This window comes from Muricomes intestini (assembly GCF_004346165.1).
GTDB lineage: Bacteria > Bacillota > Clostridia > Lachnospirales > Lachnospiraceae > Muricomes > Muricomes intestini.
Genome location: NZ_SLZZ01000048.1, coordinates 1 through 12,552, shown reverse-complemented (window position 1 = coordinate 12,552; position 12,552 = coordinate 1). Strand labels below are relative to the sequence as shown.

Below are 12,552 nucleotides of genomic sequence, written 5' to 3'. Positions count from 1 at the left end.
CTTCATCTCGCTGTGGCAGAGCGCCATATGAATTTTCGGCAGCATATGCATACGAAAGCAAGCTTTCTCCTGCCTACGCTGTCGAAAATTCGCATAGCTGAACTGTTACAACAAATTCTGACGCAGTATCTCACTGCTCTCAAAACTATATTTTTCATCAGCAAGATAAACGGAGAAGGAGGGATTTGAACCCTCGCGCCGCTATTAACGACCTACTCCCTTTCCAGGGGAGCCCCTTCGGCCAGCTTGGGTACTTCTCCAAAATGTCCGTTATTAACTATACACGAACCTTAAGCTCTTGTCCAGTCCTTTTTCCCGTTTTCTTATTTTTCCTTCTCTTTTTACTTTTTCTTTCAGTTTTCAGACATTTATTTTGTAATTATTCAGAGCCAAGCAGAGAGAAAATCATATATTTTTGAGCTTGGTTCTAAATAGCTACACTATTTTTTCGTATGGTATAAGACAAAAAAGCCGACTCCATTTTGTTTAGGGATCGACTTGTTTTATCAAAATATTAACGGAGAGGGTGGGATTCGAACCCACGCGCCCTTGCGGACAAACGGTTTTCAAGACCGCCTCGTTATGACCACTTCGATACCTCTCCAGCTTTTCTTGTCTGCTCTCGCGACAATGGCTATTCTAACATATAATAGAAATATATGTCAATATATTTTTAAATTTCTCCTAAGAAAGATTTCCGCCATTTCCAGATCTTCGGGGGTTGTTATTTTAATGTTTTGGTAGGAGCCGCAGACAAGTTTGATGGGGAGCTCAAGCATCTGCTCCACCACCATCGCATCATCCGTCACATTGATATAGCTTTCCCTCATCAGCATGGAATATGCGCCTTTAACAATATCATTTTCAAATACCTGGGGTGTCTGTATCATCCAAAGCCGCCTTCTGTCCGGAGTGTTTTTTACAAAATCCCGGCCATCTGCAATCTTAATTGTATCTTTTACAGGCATACCAACCACACATGCCTTGTTTTCACAAACTGCGTCAAAAGCCCTTTTTATGATGTCTCCATCCACAAACGGGCGTACGCCGTCATGGATGAATACATAACCGCCATTCTCCAGCTCCTGAAGCCCATTCCAGACAGAAAGGTAGCGCTGTGCTCCTCCGGACAGTATTTTCGTCACTTTGGTAAAATGATACTTGTCTACAATCGTCTGCCGGCAATAGTTTTCTTCCCCTACCCCGGTTACAAGATATATCTCATCTATAATCTCTGAATCTTGAAACTCTTTCAGAGAATAATATAAGACAGGCTTTCCTCCCAGCATCAAATACTGTTTATGCACCTTTGTTCCCATTCTTCTGCCCTGACCTGCTGACAGAACAATTGCCGTACAATATGTTTTTCCCATACAGACATTCTCCTATCGTTCCCCCAACTTGAGATTGGGAACTGCATTTAAATCCCAGCCATGTCTGGTTCCTGCCAAATATTCATAATAAGCTGCTGTTCCTATCATAGCTGCATTATCTGTACAGTAAATCGGAGAAGGACAATAAAATTTAATCTTTTTCTCCCCACACGCCATTTCCATTTCACTTCGAAGTGCACTGTTAGATGCAACTCCTCCCGCAATGGCAAATTTATTCATAGCATATTCTTCTGCAGCATTCATGGATTTCTCTACCAGAACATCTACCACCGCTTTTTGAAAGGCTGCTGCTATATCAGCCGGATTATAGCTTTTTTTCTTCATGCGGCATCCATTGATATAATTCAATACAGAAGATTTTACCCCACTGAAGCTAAAATCATAAGGTGCCCCTTCAATATTCGCTTTGGGAAACAAGATGGCATCCGGGTCACCTTCCTTTGCAAGCCTGTCAATTTTGGGACCACCGGGATATCCAAGACCGACAGCACGGGCAACCTTATCATATGCCTCACCTGCAGCATCATCCCTGGTTCGTCCTAAAATTTCATAATCACCATAATCTTTCACACAGACCAGATGAGTGTGCCCGCCTGAAACAACCAGACACAAGAATGGAGGTTCCAGATCGGGATGCTCAATGTAATTGGCAGAAATATGCCCTTCAATATGATGCACACCTACCAAAGGTATTTTTTTTGCATAGGCGATTGCTTTTGCTTCTGCGACCCCAACCAGCAGGGCACCTACCAGGCCTGGACCATATGTTACCCCTACAGCATTTATATCATCCAGAGTCATCTTTGCTTCTTTCAAAGCTTCTTCAATCACCTGATTTATCTTTTCAATATGCTTTCTTGATGCTATTTCCGGAACCACACCACCATACAGCTTATGAAGTTCAATCTGTGATGAAATAATATTTGAAAGTATCTCCCGCCCATTATGAACAACTGCAGCAGAAGTCTCATCACAGGAACTTTCAATTGCCAGTATGTTAATATTTTCAATCTCCCGCATATATATTCTCCGTTTCTACTCAAATACCAGTTCCGTCGACATTCTGTCTTTTCCTGCCTTCGCCTCTGGAAAAATCTTGCGTACTTCGTCCATATATTCTTCCGGCCTTGTAAGAGAAGGGCTATAGTGCGTCAGCCACATTTCCTTTACTTGAGCTTCTTTTGCGAGCTGTGCGGCCTCGTAAAAGGTCATATGCTTATACTCCACAGCTTTGGCAGCTTTGTCCTTTTCCCCGTACATGCCTTCACATATAAACAAGTCGGAGCCTTTTGCATTTTCACGTATAGAATCCGTGGGCCTCGTATCTGTTGTATAAGTAAGCTTAATTCCCTTTCTGGGAGGACCTAAGACCATGTCAGGTGTCAGAATCCGTCCCTTAACCTCCACTGATTCCCCTTTTTGAAGAGGATTCCAGTATTTCTGTGGAATTTCCTGTTCCCTAGCTCTCTCTACATCAAATTTCCCCACACGGTCAATTTCTAAGGTATATCCATAACACAGCACATTGTGGTTTACCCGGAATGCTTTCAGACGATATCCGTTCATCTCAAATATCTGCTGTGCCCCTTCTATTTCTAAAAAATAAATTGAAAAAGGGAGCTCCGGCGCTATCACTCTCAATGAATTTACCACCCGCTCCAAACCTTTGGGACCGATCAAAGTAAGGGGTTCCCTGCGGTCTGCATTCCCCATGGTGAGGAGCAGACCCGGAAGCCCGCTGATATGATCTCCATGATAATGGGTAAAGCAAATAACATCGATAGGTTTAAAGCTCCACCCCTTTTCCTTAATTGCTATTTGTGTTCCTTCTCCACAGTCTATCAACAGACTGCTGCCACCTGTTCTTGCCATCAGCGCCGTCAGCCACCGATAGGGCAGCGGCATCATTCCGCCGCTTCCAAGCAAACATACATCTAACATATTACTCCTCTATCTCCACCGGTATTTTGAAAGAGACAAGCATTTTATTATAACAGGATTCACACAAATCAAAGGAATGTTTTTCTCCATCCTTTTCAGAAAAGTATCCCCATGTGTAATCTACACTAAAAACACCTTCCTCTGCACGCCCGTTCACAACCGGTATTTCTTTTCCGCATTTATTGCAGATAATTTTTTTTACTTCTTTTGTTTCTTTTAATTGATACTGGCGCATACAAATTCCTCCTGTGTTATTCTAACTTCACCTTTGCTACGCCTTCATTATACCGAATTTAGTCATGTTTTCCTACTGGGAAGTGCTTCCTCAATTACAGGCTGTTTTCCAGCAGGACAATAAAACATGCTATTTTCCCGATTCTCTGCTCATCAGAACAGCATCTTCCTTAGGGCCATCATAAAAGTTTTGCCGGATACCATCCTCCCGGAACCCCTTCTCCCGATAGAATGTCCGAGCCGCCTCATTACTTTGCCGTACATCAAGAAGTATTTTTCGTATATCCCTCTCTTCACATATTTCTTCCAATTTCAGCATCAGGCTTTTGCCCACTCCCTGCCGCCGTGATTCCTTCTCCACTGCGATGCGGGCAATCTCTGCCTCTCCTGCCACGTCGTAGGCAAGTACATACCCTGCAAGCCTTCCCGATTTTTCTGCTCCTATGCAGATAGACTCAGGCTGATTAATAGTGTCCAGTACACTTCTCTCACTCCAAAAATCAGTAAATATCTGAAATTCCAACCCTGAAACTGCCGCGGCATCCTCAGGACTTAAAGGCCTGACAATCAATTCTGCTTCCTTCTCCCGCTGTGCACGTTCGCGTTCGGCCTGTGACACCCGCAGATAATCCGGCTTATGCTCCATGGCTGTTTCTATTTTCCCTGCTTTATAGTACTGTATACTCAGGGCCCCTACTGCTGCAGCTCTCTGGCGGTTCATATGGGGCGGTGCAAAAGAGTATGGAACCTGGAGCTTTTCTTCAATAAAGTCCTTAAATACCGGAACACCATCTCCAAGAAATATCACCGGTCTTCTATATACATTCAAATGCCGCGTCAGTTCCTCGATAGATACCGCCATCTGCATTTTCAAAACCTGAAACACCGGTTCTGCTTCATAGGAATATTCCTTTTCCCCAGCCCGTCTTGAAAAGGTGTACAACCCTGTATACACCTGGCTTCTTCTGGCATCCATAATGGGACATATAATATCCTCGCATCCGTAAACCTGATATGCCAGGGCATCCACAGTCGGGATATGGATCAGAGGTTTTTTCAAAGCCAGTCCCAGCCCCTTTGCAGTAGCTGAACCTATCCGCAGCCCGGTAAACGACCCCGGCCCCCCCGCTACAGCAATAGCATCTATCGTTGTCAGATCCAGTTCGACCATCTTTACCACTTCATCTATCATGGGCAGCAACGTCTGTGAATGCGTTTTTTTATAATCAATGGTGTATTCTGCCAGGGTCCTGTCCTCCTCTACGACTGCCACGGTCGCTGTAAGCCCGGAACTGTCAATTGCCAATACCCGCATATTATTATACTTCCTCTCTATATCTCTTCGATTGTGATTCTTCTGTATTCAAATCCCTGCTCCAAATCTTTTTCAATCGTAATCTCCGTACGTTTCTCTGGGAGAATTTCTTCAATAAGATCTGCCCATTCGATAAGACTCACTCCCTCACCTAGTATATAGTCCTCATATCCCACCTCATCCATCTCCTCCACATCTCCGATACGGTAGACGTCAAAATGATAGAACGGCAGGCGCCCGTCATCATAGACTTGTACAATCGTAAACGTTGGACTGCTGACAGGTTCTTCTATGCCAAGTCCCACTGCAAACCCTTTAGTGAACAGCGTCTTTCCAACTCCAAGATCACCATTTAGTGTATAGACCTGCCCAGATTTTGCCTTTTCTCCAAGAATCTTTCCAATTTGAAAAGTCTGCTCAGGGCTCCTCGTTTCTAAAACCATATGAATGCACCTTCCTGTTGTAAGATAATAAGGGAGTTCCCTTCTCTAAGCTCGATAAAACCTCGCTAAGCTCAGGGAACGACCTACGTGCTAGGCTCGTAAGAACCTCGCCAATCACTATCGGGCAAGGAAGTTCCCTTCTCTAAACTCGATAAAACCTCGCTAAGCTCAGGGAACGACCTACGTGCTAGGCTCGTAAGAACCTCGCCAATCACTATCGGTCAATGATGAAATAAGCGGAGGCCGGTAAATGCCATGGCTATTTGATGTTTGTTGCAGGCTGTGATGACATCGTCATCCCGTACTGAGCCACCCGGCTGTGCCACGTATTTTACACCGCTTTTGTATGCACGCTCAATGTTGTCGCCAAATGGGAAAAATGCATCAGAGCCAAGAGAAACGTCAGTCATCTTATCCAGCCAGACACGTTTTTCTTCCCGGGTAAATACTTCCGGCTTTTTCTCAAATATACTTTCCCACACACCTTCTGAAAGGACATCCATATATTCCTCTCCGATATATAAGTCAATTGCATTGTCCCTGTCTGCTCTGCCAAGACCTGGCTTAAACTGAAGTTCAAGTACCCTTGGACTCTGACGAAGCCACCAGTTATCGGCTTTCTGCCCGGCAAGTCTTGTACAGTGAATACGGGACTGCTGTCCTGCTCCGATGCCGATAGCCTGTCCGCCTTTTACATAGCATACGGAATTGGACTGGGTATACTTCAATGTCACCATGGCAATAGCAAGATCCATCCTGGCTGATTCGGGAATGTTTTTATTTTCCGTCACCACGTTGGAAAAGAACTTATCATTAATCTCAAATTCATTACGCCCCTGCTCAAAGGTAACACCAAAAACTTCTTTGTGCTCCAGATGTGCCGGTACATAATCCTTGTTCATCTGAATCACGTTATATCTGCCCTTCTTTTTCTGTTTCAGCAACTCAAGGGCTTCCGCCTCGTAACCGGGAGCAATAACACCGTCAGAAACTTCTCTTTTAATAAGCCTTGCAGTATCCAAGTCACATACATCGGACAGACAGATAAAATCCCCGAAAGAAGACATCCTGTCTGCTCCTCTCGCTCTGGCATAAGCACAGGCAAGGGATGAAAGTTCTTCCAAATCGTCTACCCAGTAAATCCTGGCAAGTGTCTCAGTTAAAGGGAGCCCCACAGCAGCTCCTGCCGGGGATACATGTTTAAATGAGGCTGCCGCAGGAAGACCTGTGGCTTTTTTTAGTTCTGTCACCAGCTGCCAGCCATTGAAAGCATCCAGAAAGTTAATATAGCCTGGCCGCCCGCATAACACCTGTACAGGCAGCTCACTTCCATCCTGCATGTAGATTCTGGATGGTTTCTGATTCGGGTTACAGCCATATTTTAATTCCAATTCCTTCATTTTTCTCTGCTCCTTACCTGTTTTTATTCACAATCCGTGTCTCATATGTACCTGTTTCAATATCTATATAGCGTACAAACAGTGAAACCTTGTTGTCCTCATTCAAACTGTTCCACAAAAGCCCGGTAAAACTGTCTATGTCACCGCTCACAGAAATCCACTTTGGTTCTCCTTCAAAGCTTGGCAGTGGTTCACCATCACACATATAGGTATGAATAAGGTGACCTTCACCTGCCGCAGGATTCTCATAGGCAAAGGTGTAACGGCTGCAGCCTTTTGGGCTGCCGTTATTACTTTTCAGAATGGACATGGCATAGTTATAGCTTCCATTTTCTATATGCAGGATTCCCGAAATACGGGGTGTATAATTAGGGCCATCCGGTTCAAACTCTCTTAGGCGCAGGCTTTGTTCAAAGGTCAACTGCTTGTCCATATTTTCATATATAGTATCTGTCTGATCTCCATTTGTCACAATTGTCTTGTTTCCCAGCACACGGACTGGAGCATAAATAATGAGGCTCGGGTCTGTCAGCCTGTCAGGGTCAAAGGCCTGGGTCCTGATCCCCTCCCCGTCCTCCACAAATATCCGATTGCGGCTGTTCTCGCTTCGCCCCATAATAAAATAAGCTGTTATGGCTGTTTTGCCGTCCTTACTCCTGCCGATGATAATACCTCTGCCCGGATAAGCGTTACTCTGTAATTCCTGCTCAATGGATAACATTTTCATAAGATGACTCTCCTTTGATTCCACGGTAGTTTACTAAATACAGACTTATTATACCTGTGAAATTGTGTAAGTTCAATAACTAAGACGAGATTTTTCTCATGATTATCTTCGTAATACGATTTCCCTTTACCTCTTCAATCGTAAATTCTAAATCATCCGCCAGTATAGTCTCCCGGCATTCTTTCCCGGGTATATATCCCAGTTTCTCAATTAAATAGCCTGACAGGGTATCATAATTCTCGGTCACCAGCTTTAACCCCATCTCCTCATTCAAGTCATCAATCAGGATTCCTCCATCCAGCAAGTATTCCCCCTCGCCCAACACAACAATTTCCTGGACTACCTCTTCATATTCCTCACTGATTTCTCCCATAATCTCTTCTACAAGGTCTTCTATCGTAACGATTCCGGAAAATCCACCATATTCATCCACGAGAACAGCCATATGCCTTCTTTGCTTCTGAAGTTCCCGGAACAAATCATCCGCGTCTCTGCTGTCAGGAACGAAAAATGGCTTTCTCAGCAGTTTTCTGATGTTCAGAGGTTCTAAACCATGCTTTCTCACTGCAATCATAACATCTTTCATGTGCAGTATACCAATGATATTATCTATGTTTCCTTCATAGACAGGAATCCTGGAGTGTCTGGATTCCAGGATTTCATCTACCAGAGCATCAAAAGGCTTCTCCACATCCAGTACGTACACATCGCGTCTGGGGACCATAACCTCTCTGGCACTTCTGTCATCAAATGAGAAAACAGAATTTATCATCTCCCGCTCATCATCATCAAATGTGCCGTTCTCATTTCCCATCTTCATAAGAGCTCTAATTTCCTCTTCTGTAACGGCTTCTTCCTGATCTTCGGTTTTCAGCCCGAGCAGTTTAAGTACACCTTTTGTCGATACTGACAAAAGCTTAATGAACGGAGAAAGTACCTTTGAAATATAGTGGATTGGCATTACCGTTATCATGCAAAAGGTTTCTGCTTTCTGCAGCGCAACTCTTTTAGGTACAAGCTCTCCAAACACAAGATTAAAGAACATCAAAAGTAATGTCACCCCGTTGCTGGCAATGGCATCACTGTAAGGCACATGTATGCTCTTCATCCAATCCGCAAGAACCGGTGCAATTCCCGCCGCTGCAGATGCACTGGAATAAAATCCCGCAAATGTTATGGCTACCTGAATCGTTGAAAGAAACTTCGTTGAATCCTCAAAGAGGCTTTGAATGACGACTGCTTTTTTATTGCCTTCCTCCGCCATGCTGCGGATTCTGGTTTTATTCACAGAAACCACAGCCATCTCGGCTCCGGCAAAAAAAGCATTCATGAGTGTAAAAAACAATAAGAGTACCAATCGAAATAAAATAGTGTTCCCGTCAGGGTCCGCGTCCATAAAAAAATAAAACCTCCTAATAGAAATATAGATTACGCCTATGGCGTTTTTGCTCGGCGGAAAAAATCCCCGCCGACAAATGTTTTAGGTGAAGTATAGCATGAAGAGAAGCATATGGCAAGTCTAAATCTTGGCATGTGCCTTCATGCACCTATTCCGCCCCGGCAGCTAATTCAGGGAGTCTCTCAGCAAGCTTCCGGTACCAGGATTCAGTCTGTCCCTTTTTCTCGCTATTTATGAGCACCGTGTATCCCGGCAAATCTATCTTCAACACTGGAAAACAGTCTTTATAGACATACATCCTATAATCCCCGGTTTCTTTTTCCTGAAACTTTCCGACAAGCTGCCTGTCATCTGCAAGACCATTTGTTCTTGTGAAATTGCCTTCCGGCATTTTTCCCAACAATTCAAAGCCCTTTACATCCTTAAGCTCAAAAGTAATTGGAGACATCGGGGATGATATTTGGGCAGCATTCCCCCTTAGCTCCAGATACCTCGGTGTAAAGTCTGCCCTGAGAAATACTACAAAAAGTATAAGCAGAAGAACCATAGTTCCTCCAAGAAGCCCAAATGTAAATATCTTTCCTGCTGGTTTTGCCATGTTAGTCGAATAATTTGAAGGAAAAAATCTATCTGGTACCCAAAGTCTTTTATCGTTTGGATTATTGTACCATCCATTTTTCCAGTATACATCATCATCCTCGGATATCTGCTTTGCATCTGCCTGCCAGCCCCTATCCATTTTTAAAACATAGAGCTTTTTGTGGGTGCCATGCAGATGCCAAATAGCTCCTCCGCACAGCTCCACAAGCCAAAGACTCCATGCTATCAGAAAGATAGAAAAGTACCAGAAATTTAAAAAACAGATTGCTGCAGAGATGAGAAAATTTATGAAATAAAACCATTTCGTTCTTTTACTATACGTTTCCATTAAAGCATCAACATCCGCATCCCGTGCAGCATAATCGGGAATATGCACACCTAAAAGCATCCCCTCGCTGTAAGACTGCTTTCCTCCATATACCGCCATAAAAACACCTGTAACAAATACATTTACAAAAAGAAAAATAATGAAAATTACCATTCCCCAGCCCCCTATTTATTTTCATACACTGTAATCCGGTTGTTTTTATTCGTATTTTAACACGATCCCCTTCGAAAATATAGAAACCTTGACCTTGAAAGGCATGATTTTCCATATTAATAATTTATCGTCACCAAAAGGTTGCATGAAACAAAATCTATCTCATACCCTCATAATAAGTCCACATGCGCACAATTTTGATTATCCCTTCGTATTCCGTATCGTCAATCTCCAACTTGTCACCATATACTTGATAGACCAGTCTATGCTTAATATTAATTCTATAAGCCATATTTTGCCCTCATGGAACTAAGAGAGCTTCTTGCATCTTTGGTCCTTCCTTCGCTAATCTGCTGTTCTGATATTTCAAGTTCTCTATAGACATTTAATCTCTGAATGGTATTTTCATAGTTTTCCATGCTCATAATAACCATATCTCCATATCCATTCTTTGTAATATAGACAGGTTCTTCAGCTTTATGGCACATCTCTGATATTTCTGATGTGTTTTTCAAGTCTTTGATTGGAATAATCTGTGGCATAATAGGCCCCTCCTTAACTATGTCTCAATTATACCATATTTTCAATCAATTATTTTTGTTTTTCTGTAATTAAATGCTTATTTTTGTTTTTTAGACATACTGATGATGTCATAAGGAAGAGGCGGTCCGGTAGTATCCACCGGCAAACCGCTTTCATAGGAACTGCCGGAATTCATCCTATCGAACAAGTCATCCAGATTGATGTTCACACCGATTCTGTCACCGGCCGGCATTACGGAAAGTGCAGTGTAGGATTCGTCCTGAAGTTTGTCCACTGATTCCTGCCTGACCGCAATATCGGGGTGGCTGTCCTTCAGATGCGTATTCAAGCTGCTTTCCATGGAGTTTGCGAACTCTTTGAAATCCATTGTCTTAATCTCCTCTTCTGATATTTGTCTTTGCACCCGGAATTGAGCGCAAAAAAATAGGGCACCAACTCATTTCTTCAAAAAAGAATGGGTCGATAACCTATGTATTAGAATCCGGACGAACCGGATAAACGATATTTAATTATATCAGAACAGGTCAAAACTGAAGATTTCAGTTCATCACCAAATGGTTCTTCGCTCTCATCCAAAATCGCTGAAATCAGCCATGAACGAGCTGCCTTAAATCCACCTGTTTTTTGACTTCTTTTGCTCCTTCATTGACCCCTAAATTAACACAAAACTCAATTAACCCATATTTAACACATAAAAACTGGGTTAAATTGTATCAAACTACGTCAAATCACAACAAACCTCCGGATATAAGGAAACCCCGGAAACCATTGATTTCCCGGGGTTTTTCGAGCCTTTGGGGCTTTGACGTTATCTGCAAAGGAGTGATACAAGTCGTCCGTTATCTGCGAACACAAGAACAACCTCGATTCCGCTTCGCTCCATCTCGGTCATTCTTGCGTTCCTATGAACAAAGCTATACAAAAAAGCCCTTGGATGCAAGCATCCCGGGCTTCCTTTGTATATCTTTGTTCGCAGATAACTGCTTATCGTTTTGAAAATTGCGGTGCTCTACGGGCTGATTTGAGACCGTATTTCTTACGTTCTTTCATACGTGGATCACGTGTGAGGTATCCTGCTGATTTTAATACGGGTCTGTATTCTGCATCTGCTTCGATAAGTGCTCTTGCGATGCCGTGGCGGATTGCGCCTGCCTGTCCTGTATAACCGCCGCCATGTACATTAACTAAAACATCAAACTTGTCAACTGTACCAGTTGCAACGAGCGGCTGGCGGACAACAACTTTCAATGTCTCCAGTCCAAGATATTCATCAATGTCTCTTTTATTTATTGTAATCTTGCCTGTTCCAGGTACAAGATATACTCTTGCGATAGATTTTTTTCTTCTTCCTGTTCCGTAATAATTTGTATTAGCCACTATAATGTCCTCCTTTCAACCTTTCCTTAAAATGTTAACACTTCTGGTTTCTGTGCCTGCTGTTTGTGCTCCGGCCCAGCATAAACATGAAGTTTCTTAATCATTTCTCTGCCTAAAGGTCCTTTTGGAAGCATTCCTTTTACAGCAAGTTCAATCACTTGTTCAGGTTTCTTAGCCATCAACTCTGCCAGTGTAGTCTCTTTCATTCCGCCCACATAATCAGAGTGATTGTAGTATACCTTCTGGTGAAGTTTCTTGCCTGTTACTTTTACTTTTTCTGCATTTACTACTACTACATAGTCTCCTGTATCAACATGTGGTGTATACTCAGGCTTATTCTTGCCTCTTAATACTTTTGCAATCTCTGAGGACAGGCGTCCTAATGTGCATCCCTCAGCGTCAACCACATACCATTTTTTCTCAACCTTGTCAGGGTTAGCCATATAAGTCTTCATGGGGTGTTCCTCCTAAAATAATCATCACAACTTGCTTTATTTTCTATATGAAATCAGCACACTCCGGGGCTTTGGTGTATACTGTTTCTCCTTTTGTCATGCTGTATCATTATATTACGCGGGATTACCGTTGTCAACATCTTTTTTCCTTGAGTTTCCGCAGTTTTATCCACATAGACCTGAATTAAACCATGTCTTTATAAACAACTTTCAAAAAATGTCCCAAATATAAGGAATCTGATT

General features: G+C 42.9%; 16 protein-coding genes and 2 tRNA genes. 1 reads left to right on the top strand and 17 read right to left on the bottom strand.

Annotated elements, in window-relative coordinates; genetic code table 11:
* Positions 1 to 189: hypothetical protein (locus EDD59_RS17985; protein ID WP_207670433.1), on the top strand; the 189-nt coding region annotated here is incomplete at its 5' end.
* Here the strand turns inward: EDD59_RS17985 and EDD59_RS17200 are convergent.
* The 17 genes from EDD59_RS17200 to rplM all read right to left on the bottom strand — a co-directional run bounded on the left by EDD59_RS17200 (position 171) and on the right by rplM (position 12,309).
* A tRNA-Ser gene (locus EDD59_RS17200) sits at positions 171 to 260 on the bottom strand. The two genes, EDD59_RS17985 and EDD59_RS17200, sit on opposite strands and share 19 nt — an antisense overlap.
* Before the next feature lie 258 nt (positions 261 to 518).
* Positions 519 to 604: transfer RNA gene (locus EDD59_RS17195), tRNA-Ser, on the bottom strand.
* A 58-nt stretch (positions 605 to 662) separates the two neighbouring features.
* Positions 663 to 1,373, bottom strand: coding sequence for a 2-C-methyl-D-erythritol 4-phosphate cytidylyltransferase (gene ispD, locus EDD59_RS17190; protein ID WP_132384138.1), 711 nt, complete (start codon positions 1,371 to 1,373; stop codon positions 663 to 665).
* Between the two features lie 12 nt (positions 1,374 to 1,385).
* The gene (tsaD, locus tag EDD59_RS17185; protein WP_132384136.1) at positions 1,386 to 2,414 is read right to left on the bottom strand and encodes a tRNA (adenosine(37)-N6)-threonylcarbamoyltransferase complex transferase subunit TsaD; all 1,029 of its coding nucleotides are present in this window, start codon (positions 2,412 to 2,414) and stop codon (positions 1,386 to 1,388) included.
* Positions 2,415 to 2,429: 15 nt separating this feature from the next.
* Positions 2,430 to 3,335, bottom strand: coding sequence for a ribonuclease Z (locus tag EDD59_RS17180; protein WP_132384134.1), 906 nt, complete (start codon positions 3,333 to 3,335; stop codon positions 2,430 to 2,432).
* A 1-nt stretch (position 3,336) separates the two neighbouring features.
* Positions 3,337 to 3,570 carry a hypothetical protein gene (locus EDD59_RS17175; protein ID WP_132384132.1) on the bottom strand — a complete coding sequence of 78 codons (234 nt, stop codon included), beginning with the start codon at positions 3,568 to 3,570 and terminating at the stop codon, positions 3,337 to 3,339.
* A 129-nt stretch (positions 3,571 to 3,699) separates the two neighbouring features.
* On the bottom strand, positions 3,700 to 4,884 hold the full coding sequence (gene tsaB / locus EDD59_RS17170; RefSeq protein ID WP_132384130.1) for a tRNA (adenosine(37)-N6)-threonylcarbamoyltransferase complex dimerization subunit type 1 TsaB: 1,185 nt from the start codon (positions 4,882 to 4,884) through the stop codon (positions 3,700 to 3,702).
* Positions 4,885 to 4,901: 17 nt separating this feature from the next.
* Positions 4,902 to 5,327 (bottom strand): tRNA (adenosine(37)-N6)-threonylcarbamoyltransferase complex ATPase subunit type 1 TsaE, encoded by a 426-nt coding sequence (gene tsaE / locus EDD59_RS17165; RefSeq protein ID WP_132384128.1) that lies wholly within the window; start codon positions 5,325 to 5,327, stop codon positions 4,902 to 4,904.
* 221 nt (positions 5,328 to 5,548) lie between these two features.
* Complete coding sequence (locus EDD59_RS17160; protein ID WP_132384126.1) at positions 5,549 to 6,727, bottom strand: phosphoribosylaminoimidazolecarboxamide formyltransferase; 1,179 nt, start codon at positions 6,725 to 6,727, stop codon at positions 5,549 to 5,551.
* Between the two features lie 13 nt (positions 6,728 to 6,740).
* Positions 6,741 to 7,454, bottom strand: coding sequence for an IMP cyclohydrolase (locus EDD59_RS17155; RefSeq protein WP_132384124.1), 714 nt, complete (start codon positions 7,452 to 7,454; stop codon positions 6,741 to 6,743).
* Positions 7,455 to 7,533: 79 nt separating this feature from the next.
* On the bottom strand, positions 7,534 to 8,850 hold the full coding sequence (locus EDD59_RS17150; protein ID WP_132384122.1) for a hemolysin family protein: 1,317 nt from the start codon (positions 8,848 to 8,850) through the stop codon (positions 7,534 to 7,536).
* Between the two features lie 151 nt (positions 8,851 to 9,001).
* On the bottom strand, positions 9,002 to 9,934 hold the full coding sequence (locus EDD59_RS17145; protein WP_132384120.1) for a hypothetical protein: 933 nt from the start codon (positions 9,932 to 9,934) through the stop codon (positions 9,002 to 9,004).
* 157 nt (positions 9,935 to 10,091) lie between these two features.
* A complete protein-coding gene (locus EDD59_RS18350) occupies positions 10,092 to 10,226 on the bottom strand; it encodes a type II toxin-antitoxin system RelE/ParE family toxin (RefSeq protein WP_279233374.1) in 135 nt (44 codons plus the stop codon).
* Positions 10,216 to 10,476 carry a type II toxin-antitoxin system Phd/YefM family antitoxin gene (locus EDD59_RS17140; RefSeq protein WP_132384118.1) on the bottom strand — a complete coding sequence of 87 codons (261 nt, stop codon included), beginning with the start codon at positions 10,474 to 10,476 and terminating at the stop codon, positions 10,216 to 10,218. Before EDD59_RS17140 ends, EDD59_RS18350 begins: the two co-directional genes overlap by 11 nt.
* 77 nt (positions 10,477 to 10,553) lie before the next feature.
* Positions 10,554 to 10,844 carry a hypothetical protein gene (locus EDD59_RS17135; protein WP_132384116.1) on the bottom strand — a complete coding sequence of 97 codons (291 nt, stop codon included), beginning with the start codon at positions 10,842 to 10,844 and terminating at the stop codon, positions 10,554 to 10,556.
* A gap of 617 nt (positions 10,845 to 11,461) precedes the next feature.
* Positions 11,462 to 11,854, bottom strand: coding sequence for a 30S ribosomal protein S9 (gene rpsI / locus EDD59_RS17130; protein WP_132384114.1), 393 nt, complete (start codon positions 11,852 to 11,854; stop codon positions 11,462 to 11,464).
* 26 nt (positions 11,855 to 11,880) lie between these two features.
* The gene (gene rplM, locus EDD59_RS17125) at positions 11,881 to 12,309 is read right to left on the bottom strand and encodes a 50S ribosomal protein L13 (protein WP_132384112.1); all 429 of its coding nucleotides are present in this window, start codon (positions 12,307 to 12,309) and stop codon (positions 11,881 to 11,883) included.
* Positions 12,310 to 12,552 lie beyond the last annotated feature (243 nt).

Excerpts from the sequence above, each read along its gene's own strand:
- EDD59_RS17175 (WP_132384132.1), bottom strand. The coding sequence starts at position 3,570 with ATGCGCCAGTATCAATTAAAAGAAACAAAAGAAGTAAAAAAAATTATC.
- rplM (WP_132384112.1), bottom strand. The coding sequence starts at position 12,309 with ATGAAGACTTATATGGCTAACCCTGACAAGGTTGAGAAAAAATGGTAT.
- ispD (WP_132384138.1), bottom strand. The coding sequence starts at position 1,373 with ATGGGAAAAACATATTGTACGGCAATTGTTCTGTCAGCAGGTCAGGGC.
- EDD59_RS17140 (WP_132384118.1), bottom strand. The coding sequence starts at position 10,476 with ATGCCACAGATTATTCCAATCAAAGACTTGAAAAACACATCAGAAATA.
- EDD59_RS17135 (WP_132384116.1), bottom strand. The coding sequence starts at position 10,844 with ATGGATTTCAAAGAGTTCGCAAACTCCATGGAAAGCAGCTTGAATACG.
- EDD59_RS17155 (WP_132384124.1), bottom strand. The coding sequence starts at position 7,454 with ATGAAAATGTTATCCATTGAGCAGGAATTACAGAGTAACGCTTATCCG.
- EDD59_RS17145 (WP_132384120.1), bottom strand. The coding sequence starts at position 9,934 with ATGGTAATTTTCATTATTTTTCTTTTTGTAAATGTATTTGTTACAGGT.
- tsaB (WP_132384130.1), bottom strand. The coding sequence starts at position 4,884 with ATGCGGGTATTGGCAATTGACAGTTCCGGGCTTACAGCGACCGTGGCA.
- EDD59_RS18350 (WP_279233374.1), bottom strand. The coding sequence starts at position 10,226 with ATGGCTTATAGAATTAATATTAAGCATAGACTGGTCTATCAAGTATAT.
- EDD59_RS17180 (WP_132384134.1), bottom strand. The coding sequence starts at position 3,335 with ATGTTAGATGTATGTTTGCTTGGAAGCGGCGGAATGATGCCGCTGCCC.
- tsaE (WP_132384128.1), bottom strand. The coding sequence starts at position 5,327 with ATGGTTTTAGAAACGAGGAGCCCTGAGCAGACTTTTCAAATTGGAAAG.
- tsaD (WP_132384136.1), bottom strand. The coding sequence starts at position 2,414 with ATGCGGGAGATTGAAAATATTAACATACTGGCAATTGAAAGTTCCTGT.
- EDD59_RS17150 (WP_132384122.1), bottom strand. The coding sequence starts at position 8,850 with ATGGACGCGGACCCTGACGGGAACACTATTTTATTTCGATTGGTACTC.
- EDD59_RS17160 (WP_132384126.1), bottom strand. The coding sequence starts at position 6,727 with ATGAAGGAATTGGAATTAAAATATGGCTGTAACCCGAATCAGAAACCA.